General features: G+C 37.0%; 11 protein-coding genes and 1 pseudogene. 4 read left to right on the top strand and 8 right to left on the bottom strand.

The genetic code is table 11. The features are described from left to right. Window positions 1–141: 141 nt before the first annotated feature. From AAEY68_RS19930 to AAEY68_RS19920, 3 genes and pseudogenes are all read right to left on the bottom strand, one after another. Window positions 142–254 (bottom strand): annotated as a pseudogene (locus tag AAEY68_RS19930) (transposase); the annotation flags it as partial. A 44-nt stretch (window positions 255–298) separates the two neighbouring features. Beyond that, window positions 299–844, bottom strand: coding sequence for a DUF4145 domain-containing protein (locus AAEY68_RS19925; RefSeq protein WP_024592863.1), 546 nt, complete (start codon window positions 842–844; stop codon window positions 299–301). A gap of 558 nt (window positions 845–1,402) precedes the next feature. Beyond that, a complete protein-coding gene (locus AAEY68_RS19920) occupies window positions 1,403–2,110 on the bottom strand; it encodes an SDR family oxidoreductase (protein WP_197112943.1) in 708 nt (235 codons plus the stop codon). A 387-nt stretch (window positions 2,111–2,497) separates the two neighbouring features. Between AAEY68_RS19920 and AAEY68_RS19915 the strand changes: the two genes are divergently transcribed. Then, window positions 2,498–3,811 carry a M20/M25/M40 family metallo-hydrolase gene (locus AAEY68_RS19915; protein WP_350586737.1) on the top strand — a complete coding sequence of 438 codons (1,314 nt, stop codon included), beginning with the start codon at window positions 2,498–2,500 and terminating at the stop codon, window positions 3,809–3,811. A gap of 64 nt (window positions 3,812–3,875) precedes the next feature. Here AAEY68_RS19915 and AAEY68_RS19910 read toward each other — a convergent pair whose 3' ends face one another. The 4 genes from AAEY68_RS19910 to AAEY68_RS19890 form a co-directional block, all read right to left on the bottom strand. Further along, window positions 3,876–4,673: a response regulator transcription factor gene (locus tag AAEY68_RS19910; protein WP_165735534.1), complete on the bottom strand. Its 798-nt coding sequence runs from the start codon at window positions 4,671–4,673 to the stop codon at window positions 3,876–3,878. Between the two features lie 121 nt (window positions 4,674–4,794). Beyond that, window positions 4,795–5,511 carry an SIR2 family NAD-dependent protein deacylase gene (locus tag AAEY68_RS19905; RefSeq protein ID WP_007586245.1) on the bottom strand — a complete coding sequence of 239 codons (717 nt, stop codon included), beginning with the start codon at window positions 5,509–5,511 and terminating at the stop codon, window positions 4,795–4,797. Continuing rightward, on the bottom strand, window positions 5,508–6,524 hold the full coding sequence (locus AAEY68_RS19900; protein ID WP_024592867.1) for a Kelch repeat-containing protein: 1,017 nt from the start codon (window positions 6,522–6,524) through the stop codon (window positions 5,508–5,510). The genes AAEY68_RS19905 and AAEY68_RS19900 overlap by 4 nt, the downstream gene beginning before the upstream one ends. Before the next feature lie 444 nt (window positions 6,525–6,968). Further along, window positions 6,969–7,847, bottom strand: coding sequence for a sensor domain-containing diguanylate cyclase (locus AAEY68_RS19890; RefSeq protein WP_024592868.1), 879 nt, complete (start codon window positions 7,845–7,847; stop codon window positions 6,969–6,971). Window positions 7,848–8,330: 483 nt separating this feature from the next. Here AAEY68_RS19890 and AAEY68_RS19885 point away from each other — a divergent pair, with 483 nt between their 5' ends. From AAEY68_RS19885 to AAEY68_RS19875, 3 genes are read left to right on the top strand one after another with little or no spacing between them, the layout of a single operon-like run. After that, the gene (locus AAEY68_RS19885; RefSeq protein WP_024592869.1) at window positions 8,331–10,391 is read left to right on the top strand and encodes a TonB-dependent receptor plug domain-containing protein; all 2,061 of its coding nucleotides are present in this window, start codon (window positions 8,331–8,333) and stop codon (window positions 10,389–10,391) included. A 9-nt stretch (window positions 10,392–10,400) separates the two neighbouring features. Beyond that, on the top strand, window positions 10,401–10,928 hold the full coding sequence (locus AAEY68_RS19880) for a YfiR family protein (protein WP_007586256.1): 528 nt from the start codon (window positions 10,401–10,403) through the stop codon (window positions 10,926–10,928). 4 nt (window positions 10,929–10,932) lie between these two features. Next, entirely contained in the window at window positions 10,933–12,954 is a 2,022-nt protein-coding gene (locus tag AAEY68_RS19875; protein WP_350586736.1) for a putative bifunctional diguanylate cyclase/phosphodiesterase, read from the top strand. Window positions 12,955–13,207: 253 nt separating this feature from the next. Here AAEY68_RS19875 and AAEY68_RS19870 read toward each other — a convergent pair whose 3' ends face one another. Then, window positions 13,208–13,843, bottom strand: a complete 636-nt coding sequence (locus tag AAEY68_RS19870; RefSeq protein WP_024592871.1) for a methyltransferase family protein — start codon at window positions 13,841–13,843, stop codon at window positions 13,208–13,210. Window positions 13,844–14,880 lie beyond the last annotated feature (1,037 nt).

Here is a 14,880-nt window from a genome sequence, read left to right as displayed (position 1 = left end):
GCTGAGTTCCTATTTTGGTTCAATTGATTACTGTATTTTTACGCAGAATATAGAAGTGTTTGATATTGTTTTAATTGGCATTTTGGAAGGGATTATGGGTAGTTGAGTAGCTTTATTTTAGGTTAAAAGGGCTTACCCTCATTAATGCATCGTGTTTCGCAGCTTTCTATATTATGAACAAGGCAATACAGTTGCCATTGCGCGTTTACTTTCGCTTGACCCCGTAAGGTCAATTTATTTATCCCTTTATTCATCGCAGTGATTTAGCAGGACAGCCACTTTAATTTTTAAATGGTTGTTAAATTACGGTTGCACTAATAACAGCTGCACTTTTAACTGCCAAGTCTAAATAACGCTCTGCTTCTGATTGTGTGACAGAAAAATCAGGTAAGTGACTTGCTTTATTTCTGATTAGTCGCAATTGATTAATTAATTCCAAACTATCAGGTGAAAACTTACCAGATGCTGACAGGTGATCCAAAATCATTTTAGGATTAGTTCGTTTAATTGCTGTACCAGTCGAGAGTCCGCTTTTCAGTGCTGCAGTTTCAATTAATGTCCATGCTTCGACGACGGCTGCTCTTGGAGAAACATCAGCAATACGAAGTAATTGTTCTTTTTGACTTAAGTCAGTTTCAGATTCATTTACTTGAGGCTTGGCAATATTTTTAGCACTATTTTCAGCTTTACTTAGACTCTTTTCAAAGCTTGCTTCAACATCTTTGTATTTAAAAGATGATACCCGCCCCAATAACTGGCGTACTTCAGCACGAAATATGTATGCAATCCAAATAACTGCAACAGGCCATGCTAATGCTTTAACTAGTTCTACGAAATGTTCCATATTTCCCTTAGTAAGCTGAAAATTTAGTCTACGATATTTGTCGTTTTACAAACCGAAAAATATCCATATATTACAATGACTTTATCCTAGCTATAAAATAAACGCCTGTAAACACATAGTTAGCTTCGCCTTACCTTTTCTAAATACAGCAAAAAAACAAAATGGTGGAGATCAGTAATATCAGACAAATCGTTGTTTAGTTATACAGCTTGATTATTAGTTAAAAGGTTATATTTTAAATATCTGTGTTTAAAACAATAACGCGTACACCCCCAAAACCCTTAAACTTGTAACTCGTTATTGCTTATAAAATTAGTTAAAAACCACAATCTACTTCTATTGAATCCTCTGTATTTTTACTTCATGTTAAATACTCTTATTTCTCACTTACATACCTAGAGCGCTGCATGAATGGGTTATGGATCTTAAACCGCGTTAACACCCTACGATGAATTGACGTATTTAATAGCCTTAAAACGAAGAGGCTCAGCAGTTTAAAATTTGCAATTAATAGCTAACTTTACTAGTTATCCACCTTATAGCGTGTTGTTATATTTACTAGAACGGTAACTCATCACCATTAAAACTATAAAGTTTTCCCGTATTATCAATAGATAAATTCAGAATAACGTTCATAACTCCAAGAGCCGAATCCACAACATTTTCACTTGCTGTAGAGCCACCCATATCGGTTTGAACCCATCCGGGGTGAACAGCTACCACAGCCACATTATCATTAACAAGTTCTTGTGATAAGTTCACTACTAGCATATTGGCAGCGGCTTTAGACATTCGATAACCATACCAATCCACACTTTGTTCTAGCGACAAAGATCCCATAGCAGAAGAAATAACGGCTATCTTACATAAGCGTTTTTTATTTATTAAAGGTAAAAAGCAATGAGTTAAATATAGTGGTCCAAGTGAATTCACCTTAAAACACATTTCAGCATTAGCATAATTAATAGTATGGATACTTGTGTTTTCTCGATCCAAATATCCCGCATTATTTACTATTAAATCTAATTTAATATTTTCCTCATTAAGTTTACTTGCCAACGTCTTAATTTTTTCAGGGCAAGTGATATCCATTAGTTCAATAGACAATTTATTTGGAAACTTACCTTTCAATGAAACTAGAGCAACCGCCGTTTCTAGATCTCTACAGGTAGCAATTACTGTCCATCCATTTATAAGGTATTGTCTGGCTAATTCGAAACCGATTCCCCTATTAGCACCCGTTATTAATACAACTAAGTTATTCATTGTTTATACCTATAAATCTTACAATTTAGTCTACGACATTTGTCGCCTAAAAATGACAAATGTTCTTATATTACAATGGTTTTACCCTAGCTATAAAATAAGTATTTGTAAACAGTTAGTTCAGTCTCAACTTTTCTAGATGCAGCAAAAATCCCAAATGATGGAGGTTAGTAATATCGGGGAAATTGCTATTAAGTTATACAGGTTGATTATTATTCAAGAGGTTGTATTTTAAATACCTGTGTTTAAACTAATAACGCGTTCACCCTTAAACTTGTAACTCGTTATTACTTATAAAATTAGTTAAAAATCACAATCTACCCCTATTGAATCCTCTGTATTTTTACTTCATATTAAATACTCTTATTTCTCACTTATTATGCTGTTATGTCATTTTTAAAATTTAGCCATGCACTTATTCTCACAATTGCTAGTACCTTGCCGCTTACAAGCCATGCTGCGCTTGATAAAAATGAGCGTGAAATAGTAAAACTGGTCGATAAAAACATTCCCCAAGCACTTAAAGAAATAGAGCAAGCCGTAAATATTAATAGCGGTTCGCTTAATATTGAAGGTGTAAAAAAAATAGGCGCACTGACAAGCGAGCAGCTCAAAGCCATTGGTTTTAAAGTTGAATGGCTTGATGGCAGTGCGTTTAACCGCGCAGAGCATGTATTAGCAACCCATGAGAGTAATGATCCCGATGCAATAAAAATACTGATGATCGGCCATCTAGATACGGTATTTGCCAAAAACGATAACTTTACTACCTACAAACAACTTGATGCCGATACAGCCAGTGGCCCAGGCGTTGCCGATATGAAAGGCGGTAACACGATAATAATTACAGCACTTAAAAGCTTACAAGCCCTTAATTTACTCGAAAATGTAAGCATAAAAGTATTATTGACTGGCGATGAAGAAAGCAGCGGTCGCCCGCTTAGCTTATCTAAACAAGCTATTGTTGATGCAGCAATTTGGGCTGACGTAGCGCTTGGCTATGAAAATGGCGATAACAATATAAAAACTGCTATGGCGGCGCGCCGTGGTTATACAGGCTGGACGCTAAATGTAACGGCAAATGCAGCGCATTCGTCACAAATATTTAGCGAAAGCGTTGGTTATGGCGCTATTTACGAAGCATCACGCATTTTAAATGATTTTAGAGAGCAACTTGCCACGCAACCTAATTTAACATTTAACCCAGGGCTTATTGTAGGTGGTACAAATGCCGACTACGACAGTGCTAATTCCTCAGCAACGGCGTTTGGTAAAAGTAATGTAATAGCACAAACCGTGCATGTAGCAGGTGATTTACGCGCACTATCGCCAAAGCAGGTAGAAAGCGCAAAAAGATCAATGCAACTCATTGCTAGCAACAGTTTAAATGGCAGTAAAGCAGAGCTTATTTTTGAAGACGGTTACCCGCCAATGGCATTAACTGATGGCAATAAAAAGCTATTAGAATTATACAGCGACGCAAGCCATGATTTAGGCTTCAACAAAGTAGTAGCCGCCAACCCACGCAACGCAGGTGCAGCTGATATTTCGTTTGCCGCAAACCATGTTGATATGGCACTTGATGGTTTAGGTTTAATGGGCAGCGGCGCGCACACTAAAAACGAAACAGCCGATTTAACCAGCCTTGATAAAAACATTAAAAAAACTGCATTACTCATTTATAGATTAGGAAAACTGTAATAGTAAATGTATTTTAAAGATGAGCGTAGGCCAAATAATAACCGTCCTACGCTTGTACTTACTTTTAAGACATTATTTTAAACAATAATTCTCGCACTGTGGCCGGTTCAAACGGTTTATCACAAATAGCATCAACTCCCGCTTGAGCTATATTTGCTAGGTGCGTTTCGTTTGCCTCTGAGCTCACCATTAAAATAGGAATATGCGAGTAACTATTTGAGCTTCTAACGGTTTCTGTTAGTTCTCGTCCGTCCATTTCTGGCATATTGTAGTCGGTTACAATTAAGTCAAACGATTGGTTATTTAAGTGCTCAATAGCTTCTTTACCGTTTTCAGCTTCTACCGGTGCTGGTATTCCCATACCCGCAAGTACGCGTATTATGTGTTTACGCGCAAAGCGGCTGTCGTCTACCACTAAAACTCGCAGCAGCGTTACGTCAAAATGATCAAGTTCTACTTCTTCTTCGCTTATAATATCGAGGGTTGCTTTGAGTGCGCGGGTAATGGCTTTTGCGCTAAAAGGCTTAGGCAAAATAGCTAGAACACCCGATTGACGTAATTGCTCAAGGTATTTTTTATTACGCTCGCTCGATATAAGCATAAAAGGTTGATGCTCGGTGATAGGATTTGATCTTATTTCTTGCAATAGTGAGTCGGCTGTCCCGTCAGATAAATACATAGAACTTATAACTAGATCAGGGTGATAACTTGCTAATAAGCTAAGCGCTTGTGTTTGTGTAGATGCAGTTTCAACTTGTTTTACACCACTTTCTAAAAGCGATTTTATTATTATTTTTTGCTGAACCTCTGAAGGCTCTACAAGTAAAATGGACAAGTTTGCTATTGCAGTTAAGTCGCTCATTCAGATCTCTTTAGTATTGTTATAATCAGGATAATAATAACATTTTTGACTCGTTAATATTATATAAAGAGATTGTAATATTTAAGAAAACATTATCAATCCCTTTAAAATATAGCACTTATTAATTAGATTGAATGTAATCTAATGCATTCATTTTTTTATATGTGACGTTAGCGTGCAAAATATGTGCAGGTTCAGGGTCAACCACTTCAACAGGAATGTCGTAATTTCGGGCTATTTCAATTGCCATTTGCGTAATATTAACGCTAAACGAGGTGCCCATAAATACAATTTTATCGGCGTTGAGCATACGCTGTTGTGCTTGTGTTATTCTGTAAAGCTCGGTGTAGTATTCGTCAAATAATAAAACAAAGGGCTTAAATGAATGGTTTAGCTCAGGCGTTTGGTGTTGAATATTAAATAGCTCAAAAAGAGACTCTTGCAGGCGGCTTTCGTCTACGCTTTCCCACGGGGTGGCAAGTGGCGTGACTGGCTCACCTTGCTCATGAAATAAGGTCATTTGATCAAGCCTGCCATGAATAGCAATGTAGTTTTTATTACCCGCTTTGCCATCAAGCCCATCTATGTTTTGAGTAATTAGGTTTTTGTCACTTAGCCAATGGTGTACGTCGTTTGGGCCATGGTTACGATACGTTGCAAAGCGATGGTAATACCATGCTAAAAACTCTTTAGGGGCATTTTGGTACATTGCGCGTGTTGCCATTTCCATAGGCGTATAATTTTTACTGCCAATGGTCCAATAACCATCCTCCCCTCTAAAGGTAGGAATACCACTGGCAGCGCTGACTCCCGCTCCGGTAATGTAAAGGGTATTCACTTTGGCGCCTCGTAACCGAGTACGTTAGCGCTTACTTGCTGACTGTTATCAATGCCGCCAATTCGATATAAAACACCGCTGTGCTCAAGTAAACCACGATGATCCATACTCTTTACTTCAACTGGTGATAAAATCTGCCATTCGTTTTTTTCGATACTAAAGCGCCAAACATGGTCACTTGCTGGTGCAGGTTTGCCGTCGTAGCCTATTGCGCTGTAGTTATATGGGTTATTAGAGCCTGCCATCATATAAATATTGCCGTTATAGCTGGTAGCAGCCATTCGATAGTGAGCAGTACCTGTTGGATGTGGCAAGGTACGCCAATCTATTTTTTGTGGGTTAGTTGAATCTATTGTGCCTTTTAAGCACTGTGCTACACCTGCAAACGAGCGACGCGAATCAGGATTAGCTTGTGTTTTAACGCCATCACAAATAACAATGGTGTTAGCACTAATAGCAGCGGCTTGGCCAAATACAGGCTCACCTAAAAATGGCGAGGCTTGTTGCCATGTATTATTTTGCGTGTCGTATACTTGTACTAAGTTTACGTTGCCGTCGTTATGCCAACCGCTAATTAGATAAATGTAACGCGCTTTGTAGCTCAGCGCGACGCTATCGTCTACGGGTACTGGCATACTCGCAAGATGAGTGTAGGTATCTTTTATTACGTCGTACTTATATACGTCGGGGCTTGAAACTTCAGTATGATCCTCTGCTACCGTATAGCCGCCAAACACATAGGCGTACTCGCCTAAACCGACTGCGGTGCTTGCTAAGCGCCCTTTTAGTGGCAAGCTTGAAGGCACACCAGTTTTAGATTGCCACTGTGAATCGCCAACTTTAAGCGCCCACACCTTGTTATGCACTGACGAATGCTGTTTATCGCGGCCCAGTCCCATAAAGCTTAAAAAATAGGTTTGGTTTTGTACTGTAACTTTAGCCACAGCATTATTAGCAACTGGCTTTGGTAAAGCGGGAAGGCTTGCTAACGCAAGAGAAAAAAGAAGGCTCATAAGGCAAATAATTTAATAAGAATTAATACGCTCAGATTAAATTATTTTAACCTTGTGAGCCAGTATTGTTATATCTAAATAATCAAACGCTTTTGATTAGTAACCATATTAGTAGGCAATACTAATATGGTTATTAACGTGCGCCGCATTTTGCGCTTCATCAACCATTGCAGTTGCATAATCAGTGACCGATACCTTGCTTTCGCCTGCATCATTCGTAAAAAATGTATTACTGCCGATACGGTAATCGCCTTCATTATCATCTGGACATAATTTGTGGGCAGCCTATTTATCAAGGAACTACCAACAAACTGTTGTAAGAGCATTTATAGATTTTTTAGCGCAGCACTGGCAAACCGATATTAAAAAATATGTCGGCAAGTAAGGCATTGTAGTTAAGGGCGCTGTGATTATTGTTTAAGCTAAGGTGATAGTTCAGCTTAGTTATTGAGGTAAATAGGTTACGTTATCTAAGCCTCGTTGTTTATTTTTGTACATAGCTTGATCAGCATACTTTATGAGTTCGTGATCTGTTTGGCCGTGCTCGGGGTAATTTGCAATTCCTATACTGGGTGAAATATTTAGTAGTACGTCATCTAACTTAAAGACGGCTTTAAACTCAGTGAGGACTTTATTTTTTATTCTGACGGTTTCGTGGCTAGAACTTAAGTTATCTAAAATAATTAAAAATTCGTCTCCACCTAAACGCCCTACTGTGTCGTAATGCCTTACTGACGCTGAAAGCCTTTTTGCTATAGCGCATAAAAGCTTATCGCCAATTTCATGTCCGTGAGTATCGTTTACTGCTTTAAAGCCATTTATGTCTATAAACAGTAAAGAAAAAAACGTGTTGTCTCTGGTTGCACTAATAATTACTTTTTCTAATCGATTCATCAATAAAGATCGATTTGGTAAGCCAGTTAACACATCGTGCCGTGCCATATAATGGAGTTGATCTTCCATTACTTTACGTTCAGTTATATCGTGCGCGACAGCAATTCTTACTTGATGTTGCTCTGACCAACGAACAGACCATAATATATGAACTACTTGACCATCTTTTCTCATCCAACGGTTTTCAAAGCGAGGGTTCACCATTTCGCCAGACAACAGCGAAGTTACGGCATTATGCGTTTTATAATGATCACCTTCGTAAACGTAATTAATCATTTTTGTGCCAACAACTTCATCGGCCGTATAACCAAATATTTGCTCAAATGCGGCACTGACAAAAATAAATGTGCCTTGTTTATCTACTACACAAACGGCATCAAGCATTAAATTGAGTACTTCTTCTACATTAATTAATTCATTTTTTTCCATACTTTGGTGCCTTCAAAGCAAAACCAAGCGAATTTAAGTATTCTATATACCTTTAATAAAAGCAAAGGTAATTGAAACTACAATAATAGTTAATACAAAGTTAGATTAATCGTGCACGTATAATTAATATCGCCCTTGTAAAAGCATGATATGCAAAGTTAAATAATCAATAAGCGCAAAATACTTTGAAGTCCTTCAAAAATAGACTAAATTTTAAATAGTATATAATCATATAACTCTCAGTAACTTCTATTTTTTGACTCTTTAATAAATGTAATTGTATAAAATGTATCTACTTTATTTTTTAAATTTTACTGTTTTATTGGCCGAAGTTAAATTTTTTAACTACTACAAAATTAGTTGTTTTGATTTAATCGCATTTATACTTTTACGCTGTTAATGTATGTTAATATTGTGTGATATCAAATGTATTACAAAAACAGTCATTGTTTTTGATTTTTTGATTGCGCAGGAGACTTTTGGGTGAAAATATCACAACGTTTATTTTGGCCATTACTTTTTGTGTGCCCTCTTGTAACGGCTGAGCCGTTTGAAGATGAAGATCTCGATCTTGATGCTTTAATGGGTATGGATGTGCAAGCGACTTCTGCGATGAAAAGAGCACAATCAGCATTCGATACCGCCTCCTCTATTTATGTGCTTAGCAAAGAACAAATAACAAAGTCTGGAGCAACTTCTGTTCCCGAAGCACTCAAAATGGTACCTGGTTTAATTGTCCGTCAACTAGATAACAACCAATGGGCTATTTCCTCAAGAGGGGTTGCATCTCGTTTCTCAAGCAAACTATTAGTAATGATTGATGGGCAAAGCTTATATACCCCAAAGTTTGCCGCTGTTTATTGGGAAACACTCAACGTTCCTTTGTACGATATTGAACGTATTGAAGTTATACGCGGACAAGGCGGATTACTTTGGGGAAGTAACGCAAATAATGGCGTTATTAATATCATTACTAAAAATAGTATTGATACTCGCGGTGGATACGCAAGTGTAACAACTGGTAATCAAATAAATGTTGATGCTAATCTTCGCTACGGTGGTGATATAAGTAACATAGGCAGCTACCGAGTGTATGGTCATTTAAAAGATGCTAATGAATCAAAAAAAGGGATCTCACTCGATCCTAACGACACAACTAAGCAAAATTCTTTAGGTTTTAGAGCTGATTTTACCCCTAATGATGAGTGGTCAGCGCTACTTCAGGGTGATGTAACTCATTCCACACTTGGCCAAAACTACCGAGGTGTTGTCGATGAAACCAACGAAAACATTTCATTTTCAGATGATTTAAAGCGAACAGACTCGCGCATAATGGCGCGCCTTGAAAACAGAATGTCGCCAGATGCCAATCAAATGCTACAAATTTCTTGGCTTAAACAAAATGGCTCTCAAAATTATATTAAAGAAGACTTTGAATCGATAGATATTGATTATCAAATGAACTTTATATATCAATCTCTACAGTTAGATTGGGGGTTGAACTACCGATACAATTCTATATCTTTCGCAGAAAGTGTATTTTTAGATAGCGATAAAAACTTTGATAGCCTCAAACAATATGGTGCACTTGTTCAAGCTCAATATAATGTGACTCCTGACACTCTCGACTTTATTATTGGTACTAAGCTTGATCATAACGATTTAACTGGCTGGGAAAATCAACCATCAGCAAGACTTATATACAAACCAGTAGATAACCACCTTACTTGGGGCGCAATATCGCGAAGTGTACGTACACCAACATTAATTGAGTTTAACGACAACTTTAAAGTTAATGGTACAGAAATTAAAGATCTTACCGGTTTAAGTTCAGGCTTTGACCAAATAGACGACTACCGAATTGCAACCTACCTAAATGGTAATGACAAAGTTAAATCAGAAAACTATCTATCTTATGAATTAGGCTACCGTTTTACTGCTAACGATTGGTCATTAGATCTTTCTACTTATTATACCGATGCTAAAAACGTAGCGGTTATTGATATGAATACGCATGCTGAACAATTCACTCCTATACTTGATTTATTTCTAGCAGGGAAAATTCCAGAAGTATTTCAAGCACTAACAATGACTCGTATAGATTTAGACTTTGCATCTGTAGCAGACTCAACCACTAAAGGGTTCGACTTAGTAGTATCATGGCAACCAATTGATAATCTCAATACTGAGTTTGGTTATAGTTACACCGATTATAACTACGATTTACCTCCTAGAGTAGAGCCCGCTATCGGGTATGACTCTAAAAACAGGCAGTTATTTGCAAAAGCCGATTATTCTTTTTTAACCAACCATAATGTGTTTGCGACATTACGAGCAGTAAACTCAAATGCATATAATACTGATAATTACACAACGTTAGATATTAGTTGGAATTGGCAGGCTACGCCTGTGTGGTCTACTGCAGTTTCGGGTAAAAACCTATTTTCAGGTTCACATATTGAGTACAGTAATACGCGCGAAACCTATACATTACCAAACTATATTGATGAATGTATTACGTTTACAATTTCAGCAAATTTCTAAGCTAATTAGATGATTAAATTAAGAAGTCTAATTCACAGAAGCTTAATAGCCTTGGTACTTTTAAGTACCAGCGTTGACGCTGTTGAAAAAGAATACATGCTAAAAGCAGGCTTCTTGTATAACTTTGCACGTTTTGGACACTGGGATTCTCATTTAGAACCCCTTGATCAATTTACTATTTGTAGCCCTGATAAATACTTTATTGATGTGGCTAACACCGCTCTAAAAAATCGCACTATAAAAAAATTACCTTTGCATAATAAATTAGTCACTATTGATGAAGTCACAACATCTGCGTGTAACATGCTATTTATCACCTCAGATACATTTGCTCAGTGGCAAAACATAACTCCTTTAGATCTAAAAAATATTATGGTCATTGGTGAAACAGACTCATTTATTGAAAATGGCGGCCATATCAGATTCTTTCTTTCCAGTGGTAAAATTCGCTTTGAAATTGCACCACAACAGCTTAAAGATGCAGGCATTACTATGAGTTCAAAAGTACTACGACTTGCACGCGTTGTAGATAGGTAATGCAATGAAAAAACTATTTGCATTAAATACAATGAGCAAAAAATTATTATTCATCTTAATGAGTGTCGCACTTGTATCAACCGCTACAGTAACCATTGTATTTAGTGCTTATGAAATCACCAGCGCTAAAGAAGAACAAATAGAAAGCCTGGGGTCGCTGTCTAAAATGCTTTCACCCAATATAACTGCTGCACTTATGTTTAATGATATAGATGCAGTACAAGAGCTTATAAACCCAATACTTATACGCTCAGATGTTATTAGTATAATGGTAACGAGTATGACTGGTGAACAACTTGTTATTGCTCAAGCCGAAAATGAAGAAATAGAACAAAGCATTGAGGTTAATACCCCCCTTCAGCTTGATATGCATGATTATGGCGTATTAAAAATACGCGCTAACAACAGTTACATTCAAGACAGAATCACTTTTTACTTTAAATTTATAATGATTTTGATGGTCTTTACCTTTGCTATCAGCCTCATTTTATCCCTTTTGCTAAGGCGCCGCTTTTTAAACCCTATTTTATATTTAGCACAAACAGCAAATAAAATAACAACGTCACATGATTATAGTTTACGCGCTAAACAACTATCACAAGATGAAGTCGGACAGTTAACTTCTTGTTTTAACGATATGCTATACAACATTGAGCAAAGAGAAAGCTCATTAGAAAACCAAGTTAGGCTTCGTACTAATGAACTTGAAAATGCAAATATTCAGTTGCAACAATATGCTTACCAAGACGGGTTAACCGATTTACCAAATAGACGGTATTTTTACGAGAAACTACAAAGCTTAGTAAGTGTTGAAGGAATGAAATTCGCACTTATATTTATAGATTTAGATGGTTTTAAAGAAGTAAACGACAGCCTTGGGCATGACTACGGTGATTTATTATTACATCAGGTAGCAACGAGGCTGCAAAGCTGTATAACAACAAAAGATACAGTAGCACGCTTAGGTGGAGACGAATTTACATTAATTTTAGAGGGTGTAAGTAGCCCTGATGAAGCATCAAAAATTGCCGAAGCTGTAAAAAGTAGTTTAATGCAGAGCATTAAAATAAAAAAAGAAACAGTCTATGTTATCGCAAGCATAGGTTTAACGTTTTTCCCTGCTGATGGTTTAACAGTAGAAGAGCTTGTTAGACGTGCTGATCAAGCGATGTATTTATCTAAAAATAAAGGGCGGAATCGCTATGAGTTTTTCTCCTATGCTATCGAAGAAAAAGCCACAGTAAAGCGTCGCCTAATAGAAGAGATACGCACTGCAATTGTAAAAAACCAATTTGAATTATATTACCAACCTATATTTTCAATTGATGGGAAATCAGTACCTAAAGCTGAAGCCCTTATTCGTTGGAACCACCCTGAACGAGGCCTAATAGGCCCCAATGAATTTATACCTGTTGCTGAAAAAAATGGATTAATAAACGACATAGGCCAATGGGTAAAATCTCAAGCAATTCAAGATACCGTCCAATTCAATGTTTTAAGTGAAAAGACAATTCAAGTCAGTGTAAATACATCACCTCTTGAAATTGACCGCGCTGGTTGCTGGGTGGATGAATGGATTGTTGCAAGTAAAAAGTACCAACTACCCGCCAACACTATTTTAATTGAAGTCACTGAAAATACCTTAATGGATCCAGATTCGTCAATACAGCGACAATTAAAACGCTTAAGCACTATTAATATAGACATAGCGATTGACGACTTTGGTGTTGGTTATTCTTCTTTGGCGTATCTACAGCGCTTAGATATAGATATTTTAAAAATAGATCGCTCATTTATAAGCGATATTGAATCAAACGATAATAGTATTGCTCTCGTGAAGGCTATTATCACTATGGCTCACAACCTAGATGTAATGGTGGTAGCGGAAGGTGTTGAAACACAAAAACAGTATGGCCTATTAAAGCAGCTTGCTTGCGATTATATTCAAGGCTACATTTTTTCAAAGGCAATTTCTAAAAAAGAATTTATAAAAAAGTATATAATACCAATCCGCAATAATACTTAATCATTTTGCGGGGCTAAATGTGTCGCTACCTGTGTTAAAAAATTCTCATTTAGAACAACTAAATAGCAAATTTTTTGCCTAGCTATCAACACGTTTTTCCATCCTCAAAATAGATCACTTAATTAAGCGAATTGGTATAAAACAAAAAGAAGTGCTCTGATTTATGTCTATTGTGCTGGATTTTAGCAATTCAACACAGAACACGTCTTTACTCTTGCGTTAAAAATTCATGTATTTAAAGCTCAATCCCAAGCTATAACCAGCGAGGGACTAGTTGTTTATACTCTTTATATTGTGCAGAAAAGCGATGAGCTAAATGAGCTTCTTCAACTAACGTCTGTCTATATATAGCTATAAAACCAATAACCAAACAGGTCAAACTAAATATACTAGGTAAGGCTAAAAAGAAACCCACCTGTGCAGCTACAACACCTAAATACATCGGATTCCTAGAGTATTCATATAGTCCTGATGTTTTAAGCTCATGTGGTCCCTTAGGATCAATTCCTGAACGCCAAAGTGCTGCCATATGAAAATGTACAAACATCGTCAAAATAAAACCTGCACTCAATAAAATATCGCCAAATAATACACCTGGCCAGCCATTGAGAATTGGGAATAGCCCAAGGTAGCTATCTAACTCAGGTACAAACACTCTAATTACACATATAAACCAAATAGCAGCCCTGAAAAATTTAAAAACCATATGGTTCCACCAACTAGTACAAAACTTATCTCCGGGATAAATAACGCCTGATGGTGAATCTCGATTTTTATAAATAATTCTAAATGTATAAAACCCCGCAACAAAAGTATAAAAAACAGCTAAGTAAATACGTGTAAATTCAACTAGCGAAGTAGAGTCATCTAAAAATGTTTCATAGGGCATCTAGTTACAGCTCACAATCATTATTGGTAGTAATTTTAAAACAACTAACTCAATAAATTTTAGTTATAAGGTCATGAAATTATATTAGTATTCATTGCCTTCATAAACAAGTTAAGTCAGTAGTTTGTTAACGAGTAATCATTAACTCATACCATTAATTTAAAATAACTTTGATTTATGAGGATCTCATACTTTTTATATAATACCAATCTGCTTATATATTTGAATTGATATTATTCACTCATATTTTTACATTCTATATATGCAAAAAAACGACTATTTAGGTTAGGACTTTCTTTAATTTGAAGCTTTGTACAGTGCAATAGTGCCCTCAGCGTTAGGACGTCACAGTGAAAGACTACACTCGCATCGGCGATGCCACTTTAACTAGTTAAATTAAGTAGATTATTCATTGAGAGACGCTTCGCTCTAGAGGAATACCTGAATCACTTTTCTAAAAATGTAAAAAGCCCAGCTCGTTAAGTTCGGGAGCTCTACAACTTAATGCTTGTGTGATGTCATGATACCTTCAGCGGTGGAGAGTCATAGTGAAAATGATGCGCACTCATCGTAGAGCGTAGGTTTTTATAATTTTAGCAGCAGGAGTCGCTTTGCTCGCCCGACCTACGTGATGGGTATTGATGTGAGTGTATATTAATTGCGCGCATATCACTTTTCTTCAGACGTAAAAAAGCCCGAATCGTTAGATCCGGGCTCGCTACAATGTGAAGTCGGTGCGCTACGCAGTAGAATGTCATAGTGCCCACAGCAGTAGAAAGTCACGTAGCAAATGCTACTGTGTTGGCCGACTGAGATATTAAGGGATTTTGTTGTGATTTTAACGTCGGGAGTCGCTACGCTCGCCCGACCTACGTGATGTGTGTTGATGTGAGTGTGTGTTAATTGCGCGTATTTCACTTTTCTGCAGACGTAAAAAAGCCCGAATCGTTAGATTCGGGATTTCTACAATTTGAAGCCTGGTAATGTCCTACTTTCACATAGCAAATGCTACACTATCATCGGCGCTGTTTCGTTTC

Source organism: Pseudoalteromonas sp. RB2-MNA-CIBAN-0110, from assembly GCF_040309305.1.
In the GTDB taxonomy this organism is placed as follows: Bacteria; Pseudomonadota; Gammaproteobacteria; order Enterobacterales; family Alteromonadaceae; genus Pseudoalteromonas; species Pseudoalteromonas arctica.
The sequence above is the reverse complement of the archived record's forward strand: the minus strand, read 5'-3'. Positions and strand labels throughout refer to the sequence as shown.